25 protein-coding genes are annotated in these 20,432 nt (G+C 67.0%); 20 read left to right on the plus strand and 5 right to left on the minus strand.

The window, feature by feature from the left end:
• Positions 1 to 318 precede the first annotated feature (318 nt).
• Positions 319 to 702, plus strand: coding sequence for a hypothetical protein (locus tag E1261_RS29010; protein ID WP_132412068.1), 384 nt, complete (start codon positions 319 to 321; stop codon positions 700 to 702).
• 447 nt (positions 703 to 1,149) lie between these two features.
• Here the strand turns inward: E1261_RS29010 and E1261_RS29015 are convergent, their stop codons facing one another.
• Positions 1,150 to 1,656: a GNAT family N-acetyltransferase gene (locus E1261_RS29015; RefSeq protein ID WP_132412070.1), complete on the minus strand. Its 507-nt coding sequence runs from the start codon at positions 1,654 to 1,656 to the stop codon at positions 1,150 to 1,152.
• A complete protein-coding gene (locus tag E1261_RS29020) occupies positions 1,656 to 2,381 on the minus strand; it encodes a GntR family transcriptional regulator (protein ID WP_132412072.1) in 726 nt (241 codons plus the stop codon). Before E1261_RS29020 ends, E1261_RS29015 begins: the two co-directional genes overlap by 1 nt.
• A gap of 107 nt (positions 2,382 to 2,488) precedes the next feature.
• Here E1261_RS29020 and E1261_RS29025 point away from each other — a divergent pair, with 107 nt between their 5' ends.
• From E1261_RS29025 to E1261_RS29110, 18 genes are all read left to right on the plus strand, one after another.
• Entirely contained in the window at positions 2,489 to 2,902 is a 414-nt protein-coding gene (locus tag E1261_RS29025; RefSeq protein WP_132412074.1) for a plasmid replication, integration and excision activator, read from the plus strand.
• 5 nt (positions 2,903 to 2,907) lie between these two features.
• Complete coding sequence (locus tag E1261_RS29030) at positions 2,908 to 3,159, plus strand: hypothetical protein (protein ID WP_132412076.1); 252 nt, start codon at positions 2,908 to 2,910, stop codon at positions 3,157 to 3,159.
• Positions 3,159 to 3,431 carry a hypothetical protein gene (locus E1261_RS29035; protein WP_132412078.1) on the plus strand — a complete coding sequence of 91 codons (273 nt, stop codon included), beginning with the start codon at positions 3,159 to 3,161 and terminating at the stop codon, positions 3,429 to 3,431. The genes E1261_RS29030 and E1261_RS29035 overlap by 1 nt, the downstream gene beginning before the upstream one ends.
• Before the next feature lie 7 nt (positions 3,432 to 3,438).
• Entirely contained in the window at positions 3,439 to 3,702 is a 264-nt protein-coding gene (locus E1261_RS29040) for a hypothetical protein (protein WP_132412080.1), read from the plus strand.
• Positions 3,699 to 3,980 carry a hypothetical protein gene (locus E1261_RS29045; RefSeq protein WP_132412082.1) on the plus strand — a complete coding sequence of 94 codons (282 nt, stop codon included), beginning with the start codon at positions 3,699 to 3,701 and terminating at the stop codon, positions 3,978 to 3,980. The genes E1261_RS29040 and E1261_RS29045 overlap by 4 nt, the downstream gene beginning before the upstream one ends.
• A gap of 28 nt (positions 3,981 to 4,008) precedes the next feature.
• Positions 4,009 to 5,394, plus strand: a complete 1,386-nt coding sequence (locus tag E1261_RS29050) for an FtsK/SpoIIIE domain-containing protein (protein ID WP_132412084.1) — start codon at positions 4,009 to 4,011, stop codon at positions 5,392 to 5,394.
• The gene (locus E1261_RS29055; RefSeq protein WP_202875116.1) at positions 5,391 to 5,777 is read left to right on the plus strand and encodes a WhiB family transcriptional regulator; all 387 of its coding nucleotides are present in this window, start codon (positions 5,391 to 5,393) and stop codon (positions 5,775 to 5,777) included. The genes E1261_RS29050 and E1261_RS29055 overlap by 4 nt, the downstream gene beginning before the upstream one ends.
• Positions 5,777 to 6,034: a hypothetical protein gene (locus E1261_RS29060; protein ID WP_132412086.1), complete on the plus strand. Its 258-nt coding sequence runs from the start codon at positions 5,777 to 5,779 to the stop codon at positions 6,032 to 6,034. The genes E1261_RS29055 and E1261_RS29060 overlap by 1 nt, the downstream gene beginning before the upstream one ends.
• Positions 6,031 to 6,231: a hypothetical protein gene (locus E1261_RS29065; RefSeq protein WP_132412088.1), complete on the plus strand. Its 201-nt coding sequence runs from the start codon at positions 6,031 to 6,033 to the stop codon at positions 6,229 to 6,231. Before E1261_RS29060 ends, E1261_RS29065 begins: the two co-directional genes overlap by 4 nt.
• On the plus strand, positions 6,228 to 7,781 hold the full coding sequence (locus E1261_RS29070; protein ID WP_202875117.1) for a replication initiator: 1,554 nt from the start codon (positions 6,228 to 6,230) through the stop codon (positions 7,779 to 7,781). Before E1261_RS29065 ends, E1261_RS29070 begins: the two co-directional genes overlap by 4 nt.
• Before the next feature lie 14 nt (positions 7,782 to 7,795).
• Positions 7,796 to 7,975, plus strand: coding sequence for a helix-turn-helix domain-containing protein (locus E1261_RS29075; RefSeq protein ID WP_132412090.1), 180 nt, complete (start codon positions 7,796 to 7,798; stop codon positions 7,973 to 7,975).
• Positions 7,975 to 9,246 carry a tyrosine-type recombinase/integrase gene (locus E1261_RS29080; protein WP_202875118.1) on the plus strand — a complete coding sequence of 424 codons (1,272 nt, stop codon included), beginning with the start codon at positions 7,975 to 7,977 and terminating at the stop codon, positions 9,244 to 9,246. Before E1261_RS29075 ends, E1261_RS29080 begins: the two co-directional genes overlap by 1 nt.
• A gap of 271 nt (positions 9,247 to 9,517) precedes the next feature.
• The gene (locus E1261_RS29085) at positions 9,518 to 10,519 is read left to right on the plus strand and encodes an acyl-CoA desaturase (protein ID WP_132412092.1); all 1,002 of its coding nucleotides are present in this window, start codon (positions 9,518 to 9,520) and stop codon (positions 10,517 to 10,519) included.
• Positions 10,520 to 10,577: 58 nt separating this feature from the next.
• Positions 10,578 to 11,219, plus strand: a complete 642-nt coding sequence (locus E1261_RS29090; protein ID WP_132412094.1) for a TetR/AcrR family transcriptional regulator — start codon at positions 10,578 to 10,580, stop codon at positions 11,217 to 11,219.
• Between the two features lie 177 nt (positions 11,220 to 11,396).
• Positions 11,397 to 12,581 carry a sensor histidine kinase gene (locus E1261_RS29095; RefSeq protein WP_132412096.1) on the plus strand — a complete coding sequence of 395 codons (1,185 nt, stop codon included), beginning with the start codon at positions 11,397 to 11,399 and terminating at the stop codon, positions 12,579 to 12,581.
• Positions 12,578 to 13,249, plus strand: coding sequence for a response regulator transcription factor (locus E1261_RS29100; protein WP_272948614.1), 672 nt, complete (start codon positions 12,578 to 12,580; stop codon positions 13,247 to 13,249). The genes E1261_RS29095 and E1261_RS29100 overlap by 4 nt, the downstream gene beginning before the upstream one ends.
• A 161-nt stretch (positions 13,250 to 13,410) precedes the next feature.
• On the plus strand, positions 13,411 to 14,139 hold the full coding sequence (locus E1261_RS29105) for an ABC transporter ATP-binding protein (protein ID WP_202875119.1): 729 nt from the start codon (positions 13,411 to 13,413) through the stop codon (positions 14,137 to 14,139).
• A 1-nt stretch (position 14,140) separates the two neighbouring features.
• A complete protein-coding gene (locus tag E1261_RS29110) occupies positions 14,141 to 16,600 on the plus strand; it encodes an ABC transporter permease (protein WP_132412100.1) in 2,460 nt (819 codons plus the stop codon).
• Positions 16,601 to 16,648: 48 nt separating this feature from the next.
• Here E1261_RS29110 and E1261_RS29115 read toward each other — a convergent pair whose 3' ends face one another.
• Both E1261_RS29115 and E1261_RS29120 read right to left on the minus strand, forming a co-directional pair.
• Positions 16,649 to 16,996, minus strand: a complete 348-nt coding sequence (locus E1261_RS29115; RefSeq protein WP_132412102.1) for a VOC family protein — start codon at positions 16,994 to 16,996, stop codon at positions 16,649 to 16,651.
• A complete protein-coding gene (locus E1261_RS29120; RefSeq protein ID WP_132412104.1) occupies positions 16,993 to 17,775 on the minus strand; it encodes a methyltransferase domain-containing protein in 783 nt (260 codons plus the stop codon). Before E1261_RS29120 ends, E1261_RS29115 begins: the two co-directional genes overlap by 4 nt.
• Positions 17,776 to 17,870: 95 nt before the next feature.
• On the opposite strand from E1261_RS29120, the gene E1261_RS29125 reads away from it, so the two are divergent.
• Positions 17,871 to 18,368: a MarR family winged helix-turn-helix transcriptional regulator gene (locus tag E1261_RS29125; RefSeq protein WP_132412106.1), complete on the plus strand. Its 498-nt coding sequence runs from the start codon at positions 17,871 to 17,873 to the stop codon at positions 18,366 to 18,368.
• Positions 18,369 to 18,744: 376 nt separating this feature from the next.
• Here the strand turns inward: E1261_RS29125 and E1261_RS29130 are convergent.
• Positions 18,745 to 20,432: ABC-F family ATP-binding cassette domain-containing protein (locus tag E1261_RS29130; RefSeq protein ID WP_132412108.1), on the minus strand; the 1,688-nt coding region annotated here is incomplete at its 5' end.

The raw sequence follows: 20,432 nt of genomic DNA on the forward strand, positions 1-20,432 counted from the left end.
CCCTACGCCCAAAAACTCCGCGCGTACTTCGAACGGCTTGACACGTTCGGTAGCCAGGTGTCCTCGGGGCCCTGGCATGAGTGAACCCCTCGGTCAGGGACGCTGACCTCGGGGTTCTGTTGCTCCCCCGCCTGGTTTCGATCCAGGTCTTCGAGATTCAAAGTTGCTGATCCCCCGTCGACACACGTCTACAGCGGTCATCGCTGAGGCTCCGGTGAGCGTGCTGGCCGCCCAAATCGGGGCTTGCCGTCCACAGCCGTCCACCCCTCCTGTTAGCAAAAGCGTTAGCAAATGAGCTGGCCGGGGAGACTCCCAGACATGGACAAGCTCCTCCCCATCTTCATCGCACTGATCCCCACTGTGGGCGTGCTATGGGGTGCCAGGATCGCATCACGCGACTTCCAGCTCCGCCGCGAACTGGAGACCGCCCGTCAGTTCGGGGCCATGGTTCTGATAGCCCACGGTCGACCTACGGACGGGCGGGATGTAGGGGTCACGGAGCAGGTTGCCTATATCCATCTGTTGGGGGCTTTAGGACGGCGACACAAGTGGTTGAAGCCCGCAGCTCGCGCCGCGCTAGAGGATTTCTCCAAGTGGGACGCCCACGACAGTGCAAGCAAAATTCACCGGCAGATCGCAGCCGCAGGCCTTGCCGCCCTGAAAGATCTCAACGCCCCGGCTCGCTGGTGGCAGTCAAACTGACCTCGCGCTTGCGCACGTTCCCTGCTCTGCGTCTTCCCGTCTGCCGTTCAGCCCACGCGTAGCGCGATCAGGAGACGCCAGAGGGGCCAAGATGGAGCGCCCCACTGGACGAACGATCTTGGCCCCTCTGGTGGCTCCTGATAGGTCCTGACTGGGCTGAGCGGCAGGCGGGAAGACGCACCCCGACCACCAACCAAGTGGCCAGGCCGATTCGGACCCCGTCATCCTGGAGTCGTGAGGCCCCCGCCGGAGGCAGATGCTCTTGGCTCTCGTGGAAGACAACCGAGGGCGGGCGCGGCGGTGAACGGCCGGAGGCCGCATGCGCACGCCGCGCCGCGCGCCGAAGGCGCGCCTTGATCTATAAGAGCCAAACTCGGCAGAGAGCCACGGGACAGGGACAAGACACCGATGCCCCGGGGACCCTCTCGGCGACCTGGATACAGGTGGTCAGCTCGCCTGGGTGAGATCGAGCTGGAATAGCGCTCCGCTCATGCGGCCGGGAATGTCGACCGTGCGGACGTACTCGAAGCCGAGAGCCCGGTAGTAGTCGTGCAAGGGGTAGTTCGTGCTCCAGCAGTTCAGCCGGATCCAGTGGTCACCCCGAGCGCTGGCCTCCTCCTCGACGGCCTTGAGCATCGCGGACCCGTAGCCCTTGCCGTGCTGGTCTTTGGCGACCATGACCCGGCTGACGTAGGTCTGCGGTTCGGCGATCTCCTCTGGGGTCCAGAGCTCCGGGTCCGGGTCGATGATCGCGAGGACCGCAACTACCTCGCCGTCGACCTGCCAGCCGCGAAACTGCCCGGCGTCGAACTCGCGGTCGATGTTGGCCCGTACGACTGTCGGGTCAAGACCGCGCCGGTACTGGTCGATGTCCCGGGCTTCCAACCAGTCCTCGGCGTCAGCGCGGATCTGGTAGACGAGTGGGCGGTGTGACTCGTCAAGGGTGATGAGCATCAGGCGTCCAGGTCGTACGAGATCTCGACACGGTCGGCCGCCATGCGGGTCACCATGAAGCGCACGACTCGGTCTTCGGCGTCGTAGCCGGTGCGGGTGTGCACGAGCATCGGGGTACCCGGTCCCATGCGGAGACGCTGAGCCTCCTCGGCCGACGGCATCCGAGCTGTGAGGGTGTCGTGCCAGCGCGCCTGCGGGTGGCCGGTAGCCGCCAGGAGACCACCCTGAACACCGAGGTCGGTCGGCCGCCAAAACAGCTCGTTGCCATCGGTCACGAACGGCGGGAAGTAGGAGTCGCTGAGCTGGTGCGGCTCACCATTCACGCTCCGGAGCCGGTGCCGGGCCTGGATCGCGGTTCCGGGCTCGATGCCGAGGGCCTCTGCCACGTCGTCCGGTGCAGCGATCGTGACGATCTGGAGGTCGTTGGCCGGTTCGCCGCCTTGCGCGCGGATGGTGTTCGCCCACGCGTCGCCGTCGTTCGAGTGCGCTCGCTCCCACTCGCTCATCGACCATTGCCAGCGGTTCAGCTCACGGACGATGCGGCGGCTCCCCTGGCTACTCGTGATGAGTCCCTCGGCCTCAAGCGCCGCCAGGGCAGCCCGGATCGTGTTCCGGCTGACGTCGTACTCAGCCATCAGCTCGGACTCGCTGGGCAGAGCAGCACCCGGCTTCGGTAGCCGGTCTCGCAGCAACCGCCGCGTCTGCTCCTGCTTGGTCTCGGTCATCTCAGGCCCTCTTCCGCTGATTCCTTGACAAGCCTATGGGACTTGTTCCAATATGTCGTGTACCACTTATTGGAACATGTCCAGTAAGTCCTAGAAGGAGATCAACCATGGCGATGCCCCGCAAGATCAAGGTGACCTGCGACGACGTGTTCCCGTACGGCGTTTACGCGGTGTCGGCAGTGACGCAGGTGAAGGACTTCGACCGGTCGACCAAGGAGAAGCCGGTCTACTCCATCGACGAGGAGACCGGGCTCTCGATCTGGTCGGTTGACGTGATGGACGGCGACATCGACGCCCGCAAGGCGGACAAGACGGTGTCGGTCAAGATCCTGGCGAAGGTGCAGCCGGTGCTGCCGCCGATGGCTCCGGGTCAGCCCTTCACGGCGGTTGTGTTCGAGGGCATGACGGCTACTCCGTACGTCGCGGAGAACAACGGCCGTCCCCGGCTGGCCTGGTCGTTCCGGGCGACCGAGGTCCGCGCCCCGCGTAACGCGGCCTCGAACAAGTCGGCGGCTGCGTGATGGGCATGTCGTCGCGGGACCTGAACGAGTGGGCTGTGGTGCTGGACGCCCGCAGCGATGACGAGGCGGTCAACGCCCTCCTGGACCTGATGAACCTGGTCATTGAGGCGCACGAGGCGACCAAGGTTCTGGCTCGGTCGCTGGTGGTCTTGCCGGAGGGCGTCAACGCAAGGCAGGCGGCGGTAGCGCTGGAAGACGCCTACGCGACTTTGCAGGCCGCCACGAAGTCGTTCCATCGGCACGAGAGGGGCCTGTGATGGCTGCGATGACGGGCAAGGCGCTCGATCTGTGGGCGGTCGCGCTGGGCGCTGGCAACGACAACGACGCGCTGCGAGCGCTGTCCAAGCTCGTCGTAGCGACGATCGCTGCGCAGCAGATCTGCACCCACGTGGCGAACCGGACCTACGACCTCCCCGGAGGCGTCATGCGTGACTCGATGGCACGCGCGCAGATCGAACTGCAGCACATCGAAGAAACCATGCTGTCGGCCGTTGGCGGCTTCCGCGCTCACTCCAGGGGCCGGGGGTGATGGCCGGATGGTTACCAAACGGGATCTCGACGCGTGGGCTGACGCGCTCGACGCTGGCAATGACGGCGAGGCAATCGGTCAGCTACGAGGTGTGATAGCTCGCCTGGTCATCGCGGCGGACGCGGTGGCGACGGTTGAGGTTGCCCTGGGCAACTTGCGGACCCAGGAACCCATCGCGGGTTTGCAGCGCGCAGGCGGCCACCTCGAAGAGGCCCAGACGGCGCTGGTGCAGCTCATGCGCAGCTTCAGCCTGCACGAGAGGGGGCGGTGACGATGGCCTTGTTCAGCAAGGGATCTGAGCTCGACACGTGGGCCAAGGCGCTCGGCGCAACCAACGACGACGCCGCCGCGCAAGCCCTCTACAGGCACCTCGTGTCGCTGGAGGACGGGCTCCATCTGACACAGCAGTCCGCGCAGGTCCTGCGGAGTGCACCTGACACCGCGACGCCAGATGCCCTCGCGTCCGCGATCCGGGAGATCAACACCGCCGCCGAGGTGCTGGCGTCGATGGTTCTGAGGTTCAAGCGTCACGAGCGAGGACGGAGTTGATGGGCGCATGCTTACCAAGCTGGCTCAAATGGCATGGCGACTGGTTAGAGCGCTGGCGATCGTGGTCTACGCGCTGGCCCGCCGCCCCGGCCTCACCGGCCCGCTCCTGGTCGCCGGGTTCGTCGCGGTGCAGGTGGCCCGGTGGGGCTGGACGGCCCGGGTCCTGGTCGCGGTCCTGATCGTGGGTGGCGGTGCGGCGTGGTGGTGGCGTCACCGATCCTCGTTCAACCGGTTCGTTCGCCGTCCGGCCGTGCAGTGGTTCCGGCGCTGGGTCCGCTACGGGCTCGCGTGGCGGTTCTGGATGGGCCGGTTGTCGCTCGGCATCACCGACGAGACCACGGGTCGCACAATGCGGCCTCGGATCGTCAAGGTTCGTTGCACGCCGAGTGTTGACCGGCTGCTCCTTCAGCTCCCGGTCGGCATGTCGATCAAGGATCTAGAAGGCAAGCGAACCAACATCGCCGAGGCTCTGCGCGCTGTTGATGCCCGCGTCCGCAAGGCCCGTCCCGGCCGGGTCTGGCTCGATCTGGAGATGCGGAATCCCTTGCAGGCAACGATTCCTGCGATCCCGGTCCCGGACTCGCTCGACCTGTCACAGCTCGACGGGATCGTCATCGGGCACGCCGACGACGGCACCCCCTGGCGGCTGCGGATCCGGGGCTCTCACGTCTTCATCGCAGGGGCGACCGGCTCCGGTAAGGGCTCGATCATCTGGTCCGCTCTGCGGGCGCTGGCACCGTTCATCCGGGCCGGGCTGGTGCAGGTCTGGGCGATCGATCCCAAGGGCGGGATGGAGCTGGAGTTCGGCAAGGACCTGTTCACCCGCTACGAGCGCGACGACTACGAATCGATGGTTGAGCTGCTCGAAGAGGCCGCCGCCGAGATGGATGCCCGATGCAAGCGTCTGCGCGGTACGACCCGCACCTTCAAGCCGACCACGGCGACCCCGCTGGTCATGGTCATCCTGGACGAGCTCGCGACCCTGACCGCGTTGCAGCCCGAACGGCGGTTGCAGGGCCGGGCAGAGAACGCGCTGGGTCTGCTGCTGACCAAGGGCCGCGCTCCCGGCTTCCACGTCATGGCCGCTGCGCAGGACGTGACCAAGCGGGTCTGCGAGTGGCGCGACCTGTTCCCCGACAAGATCGCGCTCCGGCTGGCCAAGGCCGCCGAGGTCGACATGGTGCTAGGCGATGACGCCTGGGACAACGGCGCTCTGTGCGACTCGATCCCGCGCGACCTGCCCGGCATCGGCTACGTCCGCCTCGAAGGTCAATCGCAGTCGACCCGGGTCCGGGCCGCCTACGTGACCGACGACGAGATCAAGGCCATGGCCGCCCAATACCGGCCGGTCCACCGACTGCACTCGGTCGACAGCAGCGACACCACCACGAGCGAGACCGGAGAGGCAGCATGAACCGCCGCGAGACACCTGGACAGCTCGAACTCGTCTTCACCCCGCCCGAGCTGAGCGACGACGTTCGAGCGGAGCTGGCCGCGCACGTCGTACCCGGCTGGGAAGCCATGGGCGAATGCCGCTCGACCGGCAACGACGCGTGGTTCCCCGAGGACGCCGACACCACCGGCAAGGCCGCTGCCCTCGACCGCTGCGGCTTCTGCCCGGTCCGCCGTTCCTGCCTGGCCTACGCCCTGTCCACGGGCGAGGAGTACGGGGTGTGGGGCGGCACGACCGAGGTACAGCGACACGTCCTGACCTGGGACCTGTCAGACGGCACAACCGTCCCGGACGCGCTCGACCGCGCGACGCTGCTGCCCGAGCTGCTGTGGCGGGCCGCCTGATGACCGGCTTCACGCTGCGTATCGGCGACGGAATCGTTCTGTATGCCCGGCACCAGTTCGTGACCGTGGCCCTGGGCCCCTTTGTCTGCTCGCGATTCGCAGCGGATCCCGAGGCCGGGTCGTGCAAAGGCCTGATCCTGTCCGGCGAACCGCATGCCCTCGTGACCGTGAACAGCCGCCCGCTACTGCGCTGGTGCGCGACCTGCGCGTCCGGGATCTTCGGTCAGCCCTTCAGCGACTGGCAGGCACTCCGATGACGGTCAAGCTCCGCGTCTCCGGCGACCCCGCAGAGATCGAGGTCATGCTCAAGGTCCTGGGCGTGGTGTTCGACTTCTCCGGCTCCGACCGGATCTACCCGAACCACGGTGCCCCGGGAGTCCGCGTCTACCTCACGGCGCGGATCCCGTGGGCCGGTGAACGAGACCAGCCACGCCGAGGAGATGGTCCCCAATGATCTCCACCATGGGCCAAGTTGCCCCCGACGTTCTGCATGAACTTGCCGTACGCAACGGTGTCTGCGTCCGCCCGATCTTGTCCCGGCTCACCGACACCACCACCGGTGAACAGTCCATCGTCTCGATCCCCTGCGGTTCCACGCAGGCCCGGCAGTGCCCTGTGTGCTCCGACCGGGCCCGCAAGCTCCGCATGCAGCAGTGCCGAGAAGGCTGGCACCGCGACGACGAAATCCCCGCCGACGACCAGGACGACGACCTCCCCGCGGAGCAGTCTGAAAACGGCGACGAGGACCAGGCCGACGACACCGAATCGGCCCGCCGTACCCGGTCGACTCGTCGCCGCCAGGACGCACCCGACCTGCCCAAGGTCCCGATGGACAACCGCACCGTAGGCACGGCGTTCACGACCCCTGACGGTAAGACCTATCGGCCGTCGATGTTCCTCACCCTGACCCTCCCGTCGTACGGCAAGGTCGGCTCGGATGGCACCCCGATCAACCCCGACGCCTACGACTACCACCGCGCCGCGATGGACGCGCTGCACTTCCCCAAGATCGTTGACCGGTTCTGGCAGAACCTTCGCCGCTGCGCCGGGTACAAGGTCCAGTACTTCGCCACCGTCGAAGCACAACGCCGTCTCGCACCGCACCTGCACGCCGCTGTCCGGGGCGTCATCCCTCGCCAGACCGTCAAGGACGTTGCCGCCGCGACCTACCACCAACTGTGGTGGCCGCAGTGCACCGAACCCGTCTACGTCGGCGAGGACGTGCCCCGGTGGGATGAGCTGACCAGCCGCTACGTCGACCAGGCCGGCCGAATTCTCCCGACCTGGGATGAGGCCTTGGACGCGATCGGTGAGGACCTGGCCGCGACCCCGGCTCACGTGGTCAAGCTCGGTAGCCAGGTCGACTACCAAGGCATCCTCGGGTCGGCCGAGGACAAGGTGGGCAAGGCGGTCGGCTACCTGACCAAGTACCTGTCCAAGTCCATCGCCGACACCTACGGCGACGATGACGAGATCACCACCCGGCAGGCGATCCACCTCGACCGGCTGCACCGTGAGGTCCGGTGGCTGCCCTGCTCCCCGAGCTGCTCGAACTGGCTGCGGTACGGCGTCCAGCCCAAAGACGCCGAAGGCGGCATGCGCCCCGGCTGGTGCCCCTCCAAGGCCCACGACAGGCACCACCTAGGACTTGGTGGCCGCCGCGTCCTGGTGTCGCGTCAGTGGACCGGCAAGACCCTCGCAGAGCACAAAGCCGACCGGGCCGAGGTCGTCCGGCAGACCCTCGCCGCTGCTGGCGTCGACATGCCCGACACCGACCGATACTCCGCGTCGGCCCACCTCGAGAACGGCCAGTCCCGCTTCATCTGGGAACCCGTCGACCGCGCCAAAGACACCGACCTCCCCACCTGGCACGGCGTCATGACCCGGGGCATCAACGAACGCATCCGCTGGCGAACTGACTACGAGCAGGCCAAACAACGACCCCACGCACCACCCGACGACACCCGTTCGGCAACTGCCACGACCGCCGCGTCTGCGGCCTGAAACGAGGGATCATCATGGAGAACAAGCTGCTGTACCGCGTCCCAGAGGTCGCCGACGCGCTCGCCGTGAGCCGCGCGAAGGTGTACCAGCTCATCCAGTCCGGCGCGCTCCGGTCGGTCAAGATCGACAACTCGCGCCTGGTCCGCTCGTCCGATCTGCTCGAATTCGTCGCCGACCTTGGCGAGGTGGCCTGATGGCTGAGCTCAAAGACGGCCTGATGAAGCGCGGCAACAAGTGGTACTACGTCATCCGTGTCAAGGACCCGGCGACGGGCGAGAGTAAACCCAAGTGGGTGGGCGGATTCGAGCTCGAAGACGATGCCAAGGAAGCGCGGGATGAGGCTCGGGTTGCGGCACGACGCGGCGAGTTCATCGACAAGAGCAAGATCACGGTGAAGGAGTACGTGACCGGCTGGCTCGATGCTCACGCGATGGAGATCAAGCCGAGCACACTGGCCGGATACCGCGAGTGGGTAACCCTGCATGTCTTCCCCCGGATCGGCTCCATGCGTCTCCAGGCCGTCAGTTCGGCAACGATGACCAAGCTGTACAAGGACCTCTCGACCTCCGGTGGCCGCCGTGGCACTGGCCTATCAAGCCGGAGCATCGAATACATCAACGCCATCCTCCGGAAGGCACTGAACGACGCTGTCCACGCCGACCGGCTAATCCCCTCCAACCCATGCAAGACAGCCAAGCGTCCGCGCCGGGAGGTCAAGACGCTGGGCAAGATCTGGAACGCCGATGAGCTGCGCACGTTCCTCGCAGTCGCCGAGTCACACCGCCTGTTCGCCTTCTTCCGAGTGTCGGCATACTCCGGTGCCCGGCGTGGTGAGTTGCTGTTCCTGCGCTGGTCAAACGTCGACTTCGAGAAGGGAGCGATCCGCATTCAAGGGACGGCGGGGATGGTCGCGGGCAAGCGGCTCGAAGGAACGCCCAAGAGCGGCCGCGAACGAACCGTCCCCCTCGACAAGCGAACTCTGGCGATCCTCCGTGAGCACCAGGCCCGCCAGGAGGTTGAGAAGGAGACGGCCGGAGACGCCTGGCTCGATGAGGACTACGTCTTCACCACTGGCCTTGGTCGGCCGGTGCCACCTGACACTGTCACCAACCTGATCGGCGTGCTAATTCGGCAGTACAACGAACCCGCGATCCCGGGCACTCGGAGCACCCCTCGACAGGAGCTCCCCCGTCCCGCTCACCCGCTACCGCCTGCTCGGCTGCACGACCTGCGACACGTTCACGCCACGCTGCTCCTGATCGCCGGTGTGCCGGTGCACGTCGTCGCGGAACGACTCGGCCACGCCGACCCGGCCATCACGCTCCGCGTCTACGCCCACGTCATCCGCCAGCACGCGGACGAGGCTGCTAACACCTTCGCCGCTGCCGTCGACGGCGATTCCGAGGAGGCGACCACGGATCCCGACGATGACGACCCGGAGGCCCCGGTCCCAGCCCTCTGTTAGCAAAAGCGTTAGCAAAACGGGCCGGACATGCATGAACCCCTAGGTCAGAAACGCTCTGACCTGGGGGTTCTTGTTGCTCCCCCGCCTGGTTTCGATCCAGGTCTTCGAGATTCAAAGTCTCGCGGGCTGCCGATTACCCCACGGGGGATCGTGGTTGCCGAGACAGTGTGCCATGAGTGGGGGCAGCGGAGGTGCTGAGGGGTTCCTTACCTACGGCTCCGTAGGTTACGGTTGCGTAGGTAAGCCGTCCCCTGACCGAGGGAAGAAAGCGATGACTCCACCCGCCGTGGCCGCGCCGGAGGCGCCTGCCCGCGCTGCGCAGGACGACGTACTCGACGTCGACACCGGGACGCTCGGGGGTGAGCAGAAGCACGTGTGGGAGCAGGTCGCGCTGGCGTTGTTCATCGGGATTCCGTTCCTGGCCGTGCTGGCTGCGGCGCCGCTCGCCTGGGGTGGATTCCTGGGGTGGCGCGACATCGTGATCGCGGTGGTGTTCTACACGGTGTCGGGGCACGGGATCTCGATCGGTTTCCACCGGTTGTTCACGCACAAGTCGTTCAAGCCGAACCGGCCGATGAAGTACGCGCTGGCGATCGCCGGTTCGCTGGCGATCGAGGGGCCGGTGGTGCGGTGGGTGGCCGATCACCGCAAGCACCACAAGTTCTCCGACCGTGACGGCGACCCGCACAGCCCGTGGAAGTACGGGAACACGCTGGGCGCGCTGACCAAGGGTTTCTTCCACGCGCATATCGGCTGGCTGTTCGACACCGAGCAGACTCCGCAGCGGCAGTACGCACCGGATCTGCTGAAGGACAAGGACATCGTCCGGGTGTCGCGGATGTTCCCGGCGCTGGTGATCGTGTCGCTGCTGCTGCCGGCCGTGATCGGCGGGCTGTGGTCGTGGTCGTGGGAGGGCGCGTTCACCGCGTTCTTCTGGGCCAGCCTGGTCCGGATCGCGCTGCTGCACCACGTGACGTGGTCGATCAACTCGATCTGTCACACGATCGGCGACCGGCCGTTCAAGAGCCGGGACAAGTCGGGCAACGTGTGGTGGCTGGCGATCCTGAGCCAGGGCGAGTCGTGGCACAACCTGCACCACTCGGACCCGACCTGCGCGCGGCACGGGGTGCTGAAGGGTCAGCTCGACACCTCCGCCCGGACGATCTGGTTCTTCGAGAAGATGGGCTGGGTGAGCGACGTTCGCTGGCCGGTCAAGGAACGTCTGGAAGCCCGCCGCGTGGACGACGCACGCCGTACTCTGAAAGCGGCCTGACCGTAAAACTCCCACCGGCGGCACCCGAAATACGGCATGATGCTGACGTGATCTCGACGTGACGGAACCCAAACCGCGCCGCTCCGGGCGGATCCGGATGACGAGTGCCGAGCGTCGCGAGCAGCTCATCACGGTCGCCCGCCGGCTGTTCGCCCAGCGCGGGTACGACGCGACGTCGGTGGAGGAGATCGCGGCCCAGGCCGAGGTCTCCAAGCCGGTCGTGTACGAGCACTTCGGCGGCAAGGAAGGCCTGTACGCCGTGATCGTGGACCGCGAGGTTCGCGCCCTGCTCGACGGTGTCACCCGGTCGCTGACCGCGGGCCGGGCGCACGAGCTGGTGGAGCAGGCGGCCCTCGCGCTGCTGGACTACATCGAGAACAACTCCGACGGCTTCCGGATCCTGGTCCGGGACTCGCCGGTCGGCTCCTCGACGGGGTCGTTCATCTCGATCCTGAGCGATGTCGCCACCCGGGTCGAGCACATCCTGGCGGAGAACTTCAAGCGCCGCGGCCTGGACCCGAAGAACGCCCCGATGTACGCCCAGATGCTGGTCGGCATGGTCGCGCTCACCGGCCAGTGGTGGCTCGACGCCCGCCGCCCGCGCAAGCAGGATGTCGCCGCTCACCTGGTCAACCTCGCCTGGAACGGGCTCTCCGGCCTGGAGCCCAAGCCGGTGTTGTCGACGCGACCGCATAAGTGATCCTCCATTAGGACGTATACGCCGGTTCGCGGCGTCCGCGTCCTGAGCTCAGGCGTACGGGGTGGTCTACGTAGACCTATACCTCCTGTCGTTCGGAGGATGAGCCACCACAGTCGTACGCCGACATCCGACTGCAGGTTGACCCGGAGGCCGCACCACGCGCCGTACGCTGGCCGGATGACGGGGTTACTGACCGCGCGGCCGCTGCCTGCGCGCAGCAAGGCGTTCGACCTGCTGTTCGCGGGCGCCCTGGGCGTGACGGCCGGCTTCCTCGGCCTCGCGCAGGCGCAGTGGGGCGGCATCGTCGGTCTCGCGATGCTCGGCCCGCTGATCTGGCGCCGCACCCACCCCGAACTCGTCTTCTTCGCCGTCTCCTCGGTGGCCGTCCTGCAGTGGCTGGCCGCGGTCGAGCTGCAGCCCGGCAACGTCGGGTTGATCGTCGCCCTCTACGCGATCTCCGTGTACGGCGACATCCGGTTCAGCCGGATCGCGCTCGGCATCGGCTGTCTCGGCGTACTGATGGCGACCTCCCGCTACTGGTCGAACTCGGACTGGCGCCAGCAGGTGACCATGATGGTCGCCCTCGGCGCGCTCGTCTTCGGCGTCTGGGCCTTCGGCGAACGCCGCCGGACCAGAGGCCTGTACGTCGCTCAACTCGAGGAACGGGCCGTCCAGGCGGAGCGCACCCGCGACCGTGAATCCAAACTGGCGGTCTCCGCCGAGCGGACCCGGATCGCCCGCGAGATCCACGATGTCGTCGCGCACGGCCTGTCGATCATGATCGTCCAGGCCGACGGCGGTCTGTACGCCGCCGACCAGTCCCCCGAGGCGGCCAAGAAGGCGCTCGCCACGATCGGCGACACCGGCCGCGCGAGTCTGTCCGAGATGCGCAAGATGCTCGGTCTACTGAAGGCCGACGAGCAGAATGTGCTCGATCCGAACCAGCCGCGCCCCCAGCCGGGCGTCTCCAGCCTCCCCGAGCTGATCGAGAACGTCCGCGAAGCCGGCCTCTCGGTCGACTACCAGGTCACCGGGACGCCGCGCGATCTCCCCGCGCTGCTCGGACTGACGGCGTACCGGATCGTGCAGGAGGGTCTGACCAACACGCTCAAACACGCCGGGCCGGGAGCGCACACGTCCGTCACTCTGGACTTCGGGCGCGAGATGCTGACCGTGGTGGTCACCGACGACGGCCGCGGCGGCGGCGTCGCCCCGAGTACCGAGCCAGGTCACGGCCTGGTGGGGATGCATCAGCGCGCCTCGGTCTCGGGCGGTACGGTGAACGCCGGACCGAAGGCGGGCGGCGGTTACGAGGTGATCGCCAAGCTGCCGTATCACCTGCCCAACGGAGGAACGCAGTGAGTGAAGACGACGTGATCCGGGTTTTCCTGGTGGACGACCAGGAGCTGGTCCGGGCCGGCTTCACGATGCTCGTGGACTCCCAGCCGGACATGCGCGTGGTCGGGCAGGCCGGGGACGGCGGCGAGGCGGTCGAGAAGATCTCGGTGACCGCGTGCGACGTCGTACTGATGGATGTCCGGATGCCGCGATTGGACGGCGTTGAAGCCACGAACCGGCTGCAGTCGTTGCCCCAGGCCCCCAAGGTGATCGTGCTGACCACCTTCGACCTCGACGAGTACGCCTTCGCCGCGATCAAGGCCGGAGCCGCCGGCTTCCTGCTCAAGAACACCCCGCCGGCCGACCTGCTGTCCGCGATCCGCCAGGTGCACTCCGGCGACGCCGTCGTCTCTCCCAGTACGACGAAGCGCCTGCTCGAGCATTTCGCCGGGGCACTGCCCGATTCGGGGGTCGAGCGGCCCGATCTCGCCCAGCTGACCGCCCGGGAACGCGAGGTGCTGGTCGAGGTCGCGCGCGGTCTGTCGAACACCGAGATCGCCAAGCTGTTCACGTTGTCCGAGGCAACCGTGAAGACGCACATCGGCCGCATCCTGGCCAAGACCGGCCTGCGGGACCGAGTCGCGCTCGTGGTCCTCGGGTACGAGACAGGCCTCGTCCGGCCGACCAAGTAATACCCAGGTACTACACGGAAGACGTTCCCTGGTCCGACGTACCGGGCAGCCGGTTTCACTACCTTGAAAACCATGACAGGGCGGGCCTGTCGATGGAACCTGGGAGTGACATGAGTTTGCAGACCGGTGAGCTTGCGGCAGGACGGCTGCCGCAGGACGGGATGCCGCGTACGGCGATCCGCGCGCACGAACTGCGCAAGGTGTACGGACAGGGTGACACTGCCGTGGCCGCGCTGGACGGTGTTTCGGTCGACTTCGCGGTCGGCAACTTCACCGCGATCATGGGCCCGTCCGGCTCCGGCAAGTCGACGCTGATGCACTGCCTGGCCGGCCTGGACACGCCGACCAGCGGTCAGGTCCTGCTCGGTGAGACCGAGCTGACCCAGCTCCCGGACGCCGCGCTGACCAAGATCCGGCGGGACCGGATCGGCTTCGTCTTCCAGTCCTTCAACCTGCTGCCGATGCTGTCCGCCAAGGACAACATCCTGCTCCCGCTCGAGCTCGGCAGCCGCAAGCCCGACCAGCAGTGGCTCGCCACGCTGGTCGACGTACTGGGTCTGGCGGACCGTCTCACGCACCGTCCGTCGGAGCTGTCGGGTGGGCAGCAGCAGCGGGTCGCCGTGGCGCGCGCACTGGTCGGACGGCCCGAGGTCGTCTTCGCCGACGAGCCGACCGGCAACCTGGACTCGCGTTCCGGCGCGGAGGTGCTCGGGTTCCTGCGGCGATCGGTTCGCGAGTTCGGGCAGACCGTGGTGATGGTGACTCACGATCCGCTGGCGGCGTCGTACGCCGATCGCGTGGTGATGCTTGCCGACGGCAAGCTGGCCGGCGAGCTGTACGACCCGAAGCCGGAGACCGTTCTCGACGCGCTGCGCCAGCTGGGGGCCTGACGTGCGACGTTCGCTCCTTTCTTCGTTGCGCGCCCACATGGGCCGCTTGGTCGCCGCTTGTCTGGCGATCGTGCTGGGGGTCGGCTTCGGCGCCCTGGCGCTGACCGCGCACAGCTCCGCATCACATGGCATCGACGAGACGATCGGTGCGCAGTACAAGGGTGTCGACGCGTACGTGTACCCCGATCGGGAGTCGATCACCCCGGCCACGGTCGCCAAGGTGAAGGCGCTGCCGCAGGTCGCGGAGGTGGTCCCGTCGGCGACCGCCTACCTGGAGACCAGCTTCCCGGGCCTGGTCCGCTCGGTGTCCCTGCCGATCGACGCGCTGTATCCCTCTACCCAGATCGCCTCTCCTGGTACGACGTCCGGTAAGTTGCCGCGCGCAACCAACGAGATCGCGCTGCCGAACAAGCTCGCGGCCAAGCACAACGTGATGCTGGGCCAGTCGCTGCGGATCACGTCGTACGAGAAGAAGTCCTGGACGGTGACCGTCGTCGGCCTGATCGACGACCAGAGTGCGTTCGGCCAGGGGGCCGCCGTCGCCACCCAGGCTGCGGTGAAGATCTTCGAGCCGGACGGCTACATCCAGGGCGTCAAGATCGCGGGGAAGCCCGGTACGGATCCGCAGGTGCTGGCCGATGCCGTGCAGAAGGTGCTGCCGAGCGGCGTGCAGGCTTTCACCGGTGAGGGCTGGATCGAGCACGAGGTCAAGCAGTACACCAACGGGATCGACGTACTGGGTGGCGTGTTCGGCATGTTCGCCGTGATCGCGCTCTTCGTTGCCTGCTTGGTGATCGGCAACACCTTCACGATCGTGATCGCCCAGCGGACCCGCGAGATGGCGCTGCTGCGCTGTGTCGGCGCGTCCCGTCGCCAGGTGTTCTCCTCGGTCCTCGCGGAGGCGACCGTGGTCGGCGTGATCGCCTCCGCGATCGGTGTGGTCTTCGGGGTCGCACTGTCCGCACTGGCGCTGGCCATGTCCCGCGAGTTCGACTGGGGGATCCCGCCGGTCTCGCTGCACCTCGACCTGCTGTCGATCTTCCTGCCGCTGCTGCTCGGCACGATCGCCACGATCGCGGCAGCCGTCGTACCGGCTCGTCGGGCCACGAAGGTGGCGCCGCTGGCTGCGCTTCGGCCTGATGTCGCACCGGCGGCCGCTTCGAAGCGTGGCGTGTTCCGGCTGATCCTCGGCTTCGTGCTCCTCGCCGGTGGCGGGGCGCTGCTGGCGATGGCGGCGACCGAGCACCAGGTGATCGTCGGTGTCGCCGGTGGGGTCATCTCGTTCCTTGGGGTCCTGGCGGTCGGCACGCTCCTGGTGCCGGCGTTGATCAGAGTGCTCGGCGCACTGCCGGCGCGGGCCGGCGTCCCGTCCCGCATCGCGGTTGCGAACGCAGTAAGGAACCCGAAGCGTACGGCGGCCACCACCGCGGCACTCCTGATCGGTGTGACGCTGATCAGCCTGACCTGTGTCGGGATCGCCTCGGTCCGCAAGACGTTCGACGTGTCGATGGACGGGCAGTACCCGGTCGACCTGACGGTGATGACCTACGACGAGAAGATGCCGCCCAGTGCCGACGAGCAGTTGAAGGCCATCAAGGGCATCACCCAGGTCGTGCCGATCCACAAGGTCGTCGTGAAGTCCAAGGGCGAGGAGTACTCGGTCACGGGCATCGACCAGGCCACGGCCGGGTCGGTGATCCACAGCCCCGCGCTGGTCGACAAGCTGAAGCCCGGTACAGCGCTCGTCGACTACAGCACGCTGCAGCGGTTGCAGCTGAAGGAGGGTTCGAAGGTCACCATCGTCTCCGGGAAGAACACGCTCACGGTGACGCTGCAGCGCGGACTCGGGCTGGATCCGTTCAACCTGACGTCGACGGATCTCGCCAAGCTGGCGCCGAACGCGCCGATCAGCGGGTACTGGCTGGCCACGGATCCGAAGGCAGACGGCTCGAAGGTCATCGAAGACGTGAACCAGTCACTGCCGTCGCTGAAGGAGCTCGAGGTCAGCGGCGGACTGGCCAAGCGATCGGCGTACACGCAGATCTTCGATGTCTTGCTTGCTGTCGGCATCGGTCTGCTCGGCGTCTCGGTCCTGATCGCCCTGGTCGGCGTGGGGAACACGCTCAGCCTGTCGGTGCTGGAGCGGACCCGAGAGAATGCGTTGCTGCGGGCAATGGGTCTGACCCGGCGCCAGCTACGCAGCATGCTCGCGATCGAATCGTTGCTGATGGCACTGGTTGCCGCCGGCCTCGGAATCGCGCTCGGGCTGGTCTACGGCTGGACCGGGACCAGTGCGCTGATGGGTGGTCAGACGATCGACGGCAACGTCGAGTACGCCGTACCGGTCGGATTGCTGGTCGCTATCGCGGCGATCGCCGCCGTGGCCGGTCTGCTCGCCTCGGTACTGCCCGCTCGCCGAGCCGCCAAGGTCGCCCCGGCCGGCGCGCTCGCAACGGAGTAAGAGCTAGCGGCTCGCCTGGCTTGAGGGGGCTGGGCGAGCCGCTGTAATTCAGACGATCTCGATCCGGTTCCCGTGGCCGTCGGCGGTGTGAAAGCGCCTTCGGCCCGGGATCGTTTCGTTGTCCCAGGCAACTGGATAGCCGTGCTGCTCGAGCCGCTCAGCCAGGCCGTCGAGGTCATCTGTTGCAAGTGCCGGATGAGCCTTCCTGGCCGGGCGGAAGTCTTGCTCGACGCCGATGTGGATCTCGGCAGCACCGGCGCGGAACCAGCAACCGCCGCGGGGTTTGAGCAGTTCGGGCTTCTCGACCTCGGTCATCCCGAGTGCGTCGCGGTAGAAGGCGCGGGCGACATCCTCGCCGCCGGGCGGGCAGGAGACCTGCACGTGGTCGAGCCTCATCGCTTTTGAGCGACAGCGAAGATGCGGCGGAACGGGAGCAGCGTGCCGTAGTCGCGTTGCGGATAGGCCTCGGCCAGGCGAGCGCCGTACTCGGCCTCGAACTCCTGACGCAGACCGTCCGGCAGCGACTGCAGCACCGGCCGCGCGCCGGTCCCCTTCACCCATTCGAGTACGGCGTTGTCACCTTGGAGAAGGTGGAAATACGTCGTCTCCCACGCGTCCACGACACAACCCTCGGCACTCAGTACGTCGACATAGTCGCCCGGACCGGGGACGTCGGGGCGCAACGAACGGTCGCGCGCGAATTCGGCGTACGGGTCCTTGGCGGCGAGCTCGCGGAGGATCGCGTGGGAGGGCGCGTTGCCGTTGCCGGGGATCTGGATCGCCAGCCAGCCGCCGGGGCGGAGCGCCTTGACGAAGCCGGGCAGCAGGTCGAGCTGATCGGGGATCCACTGCAGGGTCGCGTTCGTGACGATCACGTCGAGGCTGCCCTCGGGCGCCGACCAGTCGTGGACATCGCCGAGCTCGAAGCTCAGGCGGTCATCGGCGAACTCCTGCGCAGCCTCGATCATCTGCGGCGAACTGTCCACGCCGACGATCGTTGCCTCCGGCCAGGAATCGCGCAGGGTCGCGGTCAGCCCACCAGGACCGCAGCCGAGGTCGACGACCGAGCGGACGTCGTCGGCGCGGATCCGGCGGACAAGGTCGGCGAACGGGCGGCCGCGCTCGTCGGCGAACGTGCCGTACTGCTCGGGGCTCCAGACGGGGGACGTGCGCATGCTGCACCTCTCAGACTATTTATCTTGATGTCGAGATATATTAGGCATCCGAGGTCTCTTGATGTCAAGAGTCTTGATGGCGTACGCTCGCAGCTATGGAAGACGAGGTCGATCGGCTGCTGGAGGCTTGGCGCCGGGAGCGGCCGGACCTCGACGTGAGCCCGATGGAGGTTCTGTCGCGGGTCAGCCGGCTCGCGCGGCACCTGGACCGGGCACGCAGCCAGGCGTTCGAGACGCACGGGCTGGAGTCGTGGGAGTTCGACGTACTCGCGGCGTTGCGGCGGGCGGGTTCGCCGTACCAGCTGTCTCCCGGGAAGCTCCTGAAGGAGACCCTGGTGACGTCGGGGACGATGACGAACCGCGTCGACCGGCTGACCGCACGCGGTCTGGTTGAGCGGCTTCCGGACCCGGCCGACCGGCGCGGCGTACTGGTTCAGCTGACCGACGCCGGGCGCGATGCGGTAGATGCGGCCATGGCCGATTTACTCGCGCACGAGCGCGCGCTGCTCGGCTCGATCAGCGCGCGGGACCAGACCCGGATAGCTCAGATACTGCGCGAACTCGTGCGGCCGTTCGATCTGGAAAAGCACTGACTTTTTGTATACACGTTTTCGCAGAATTGCTCCGTCATTCTGCAAAACCACACCCCGTCACTTCGCATCTCCCGAATCGTTGCTAGTTGCAACGAGATCGAGAGACTGCTGTAGCGGAGGTCTATCGACAGTGAGTGACCGAGGCCACTAGGGTCCTTACTGTCGGTGGTTATTCGACTACAAAACGTTAGTACAAAGGTGACTTCGGCGGCTAGAGGTGGTTCGCCGAAAGCGGTCGTGTGGTGTCCGGGGCTCGGGGCCCGGACAACGACGACCGGCACGGGGCCCGCTCACCCTTTGGTGGCGCGCCCTCCGAATCACAGGGGATCGGAGGGCGCGCCACCTCATTCCTGGGGGCCATTAGATCTACGCAGGGTTATTCGGCCCGTTCGGCGGCTTCGAACCAGAGAGTTTCGAGCTCGGAGCGTTCGTCACCGAGCTTGCGGAGTTCGGTGTCCAGCTCGGCGAGGCGCTCGTAGTTGCTCGCGTTCGCCGCGATCTGGTCGTGCAGCTTCGCCTCGGACTGGGTGATCTTCGCGATCTGCCGCTCGATCCGGTTCAGCTCCTTCTTCGCCGCCCGCGCCACGGCCGCGTCCACCGGCTGCTGCTGCTGCTCGGCCTGCGGGGCCTCCGCGGTCTCGACCGGTTTGGCGTCGGTACGGCGGGTGACCCCGGCACCGAGATCCTCGATGTACTGGTCGACCCCGCGCGGCAGATGCCGGACCCGGCCGTCGCCCATGATCGCGTAGACCATGTCGCTGACCCGCTCCAGGAAGTACCGGTCGTGGGTGACGGTGACGACGACACCCGGCCAGCTGTCGAGGAAGTCCTCCAGCACGGTCAGCGTCTCGACATCCAGATCGTTGGTCGGCTCGTCGAGGATCAGCACGTTCGGCTCGTCCAGCAGGATCCGCAGCAGCTGCAACCGCCGGCGCTCACCACCCGACAGATCCGAGATCCGGGTCGTCAGCCGATCCCCGGTGAACCCGAACCGCTCCAGCAACTGCGAGCTCGTCATCTCACCACCGTGCCCGGCGAGCGCCGCCGTACGTTTAATGGCGGTGATGTGGTCGAGGACGCTGACCGTCCCGTCGACCTCCTCGAGATGCTGCGACAGGTTGGCGACGCGAACCGTCTTCCCCTGCTTGACCTTGCCGTGGTCCGGCGGCAGCAGGCCGGTCAGCACCTTCAGGAACGTCGTCTTGCCGGCCCCGTTCGGCCCGAGCAGCCCGATCCGGTCCGCCGGCCCGAGCCGGAACGTCACGTGATCGAGCATCACCCGATCACCGAACTTCAGGCTCACGTCCTCCGCGTCGAACACATCCTTGCCCAGCCGCGCGGTCGCGAGCTTCGAGAGTGCCAGCTTGTCCCGCGGTTCCGGCTCGTTCTCGATCAGGGCGTTCGCCGCATCGATCCGGAACTTCGGCTTACTCGTCCGGGCCGGCGCACCCCGCCGCAACCACGCCAGCTCCTTCTTCAGGAGGTTCTGCCGCTTGACCTCGCTGACCTGGGCGCTCCTCGAGCGTTCCGCCTTCGCCAGGACATAGGCGGCGTACCCACCGTCGTACGACGAGATGTTGCCGCCCTGCACCTCCCACGTGTTGGTGCACACCGCGTCCAGGAACCACCGGTCGTGGGTCACCACGATCAGCGCCCCGGCCCGATCCACCACATGCTGAGCCAGCCAGTTGACCGCCTCGATGTCCAGGTGGTTCGTCGGCTCGTCCAGCACCAGCAGGTCGACCTCGGTCATCAGCAACCGCGCCAACGAGGCCCGCCGCCGCTCTCCACCACTGAGCGTGCCCACCTTGGCCTCAAGGTCGACCTCACCCAGCAAGTGCTCCATCACCGACCGTGCCCGCGGATCCGCGGCCCACGTGTAGGTCTCCACATCCCCCAGCACCGCATGCAGCACGGTCTCGTCCGGGTTCAGCTCGTCCGTCTGCCCCAGATACCCCAGCCGCAGATCCCGCATATGCGTGATCCGCCCGCTATCAGGCTCCTCACGCCGCGCCAGCACCGACAACAACGTCGACTTCCCGTCCCCGTTGCGCCCAACCACCC

Origin of the sequence: Kribbella albertanoniae, assembly GCF_004348455.1 — a bacterium.
In the GTDB taxonomy this organism is placed as follows: domain Bacteria; phylum Actinomycetota; class Actinomycetes; order Propionibacteriales; family Kribbellaceae; genus Kribbella; species Kribbella albertanoniae.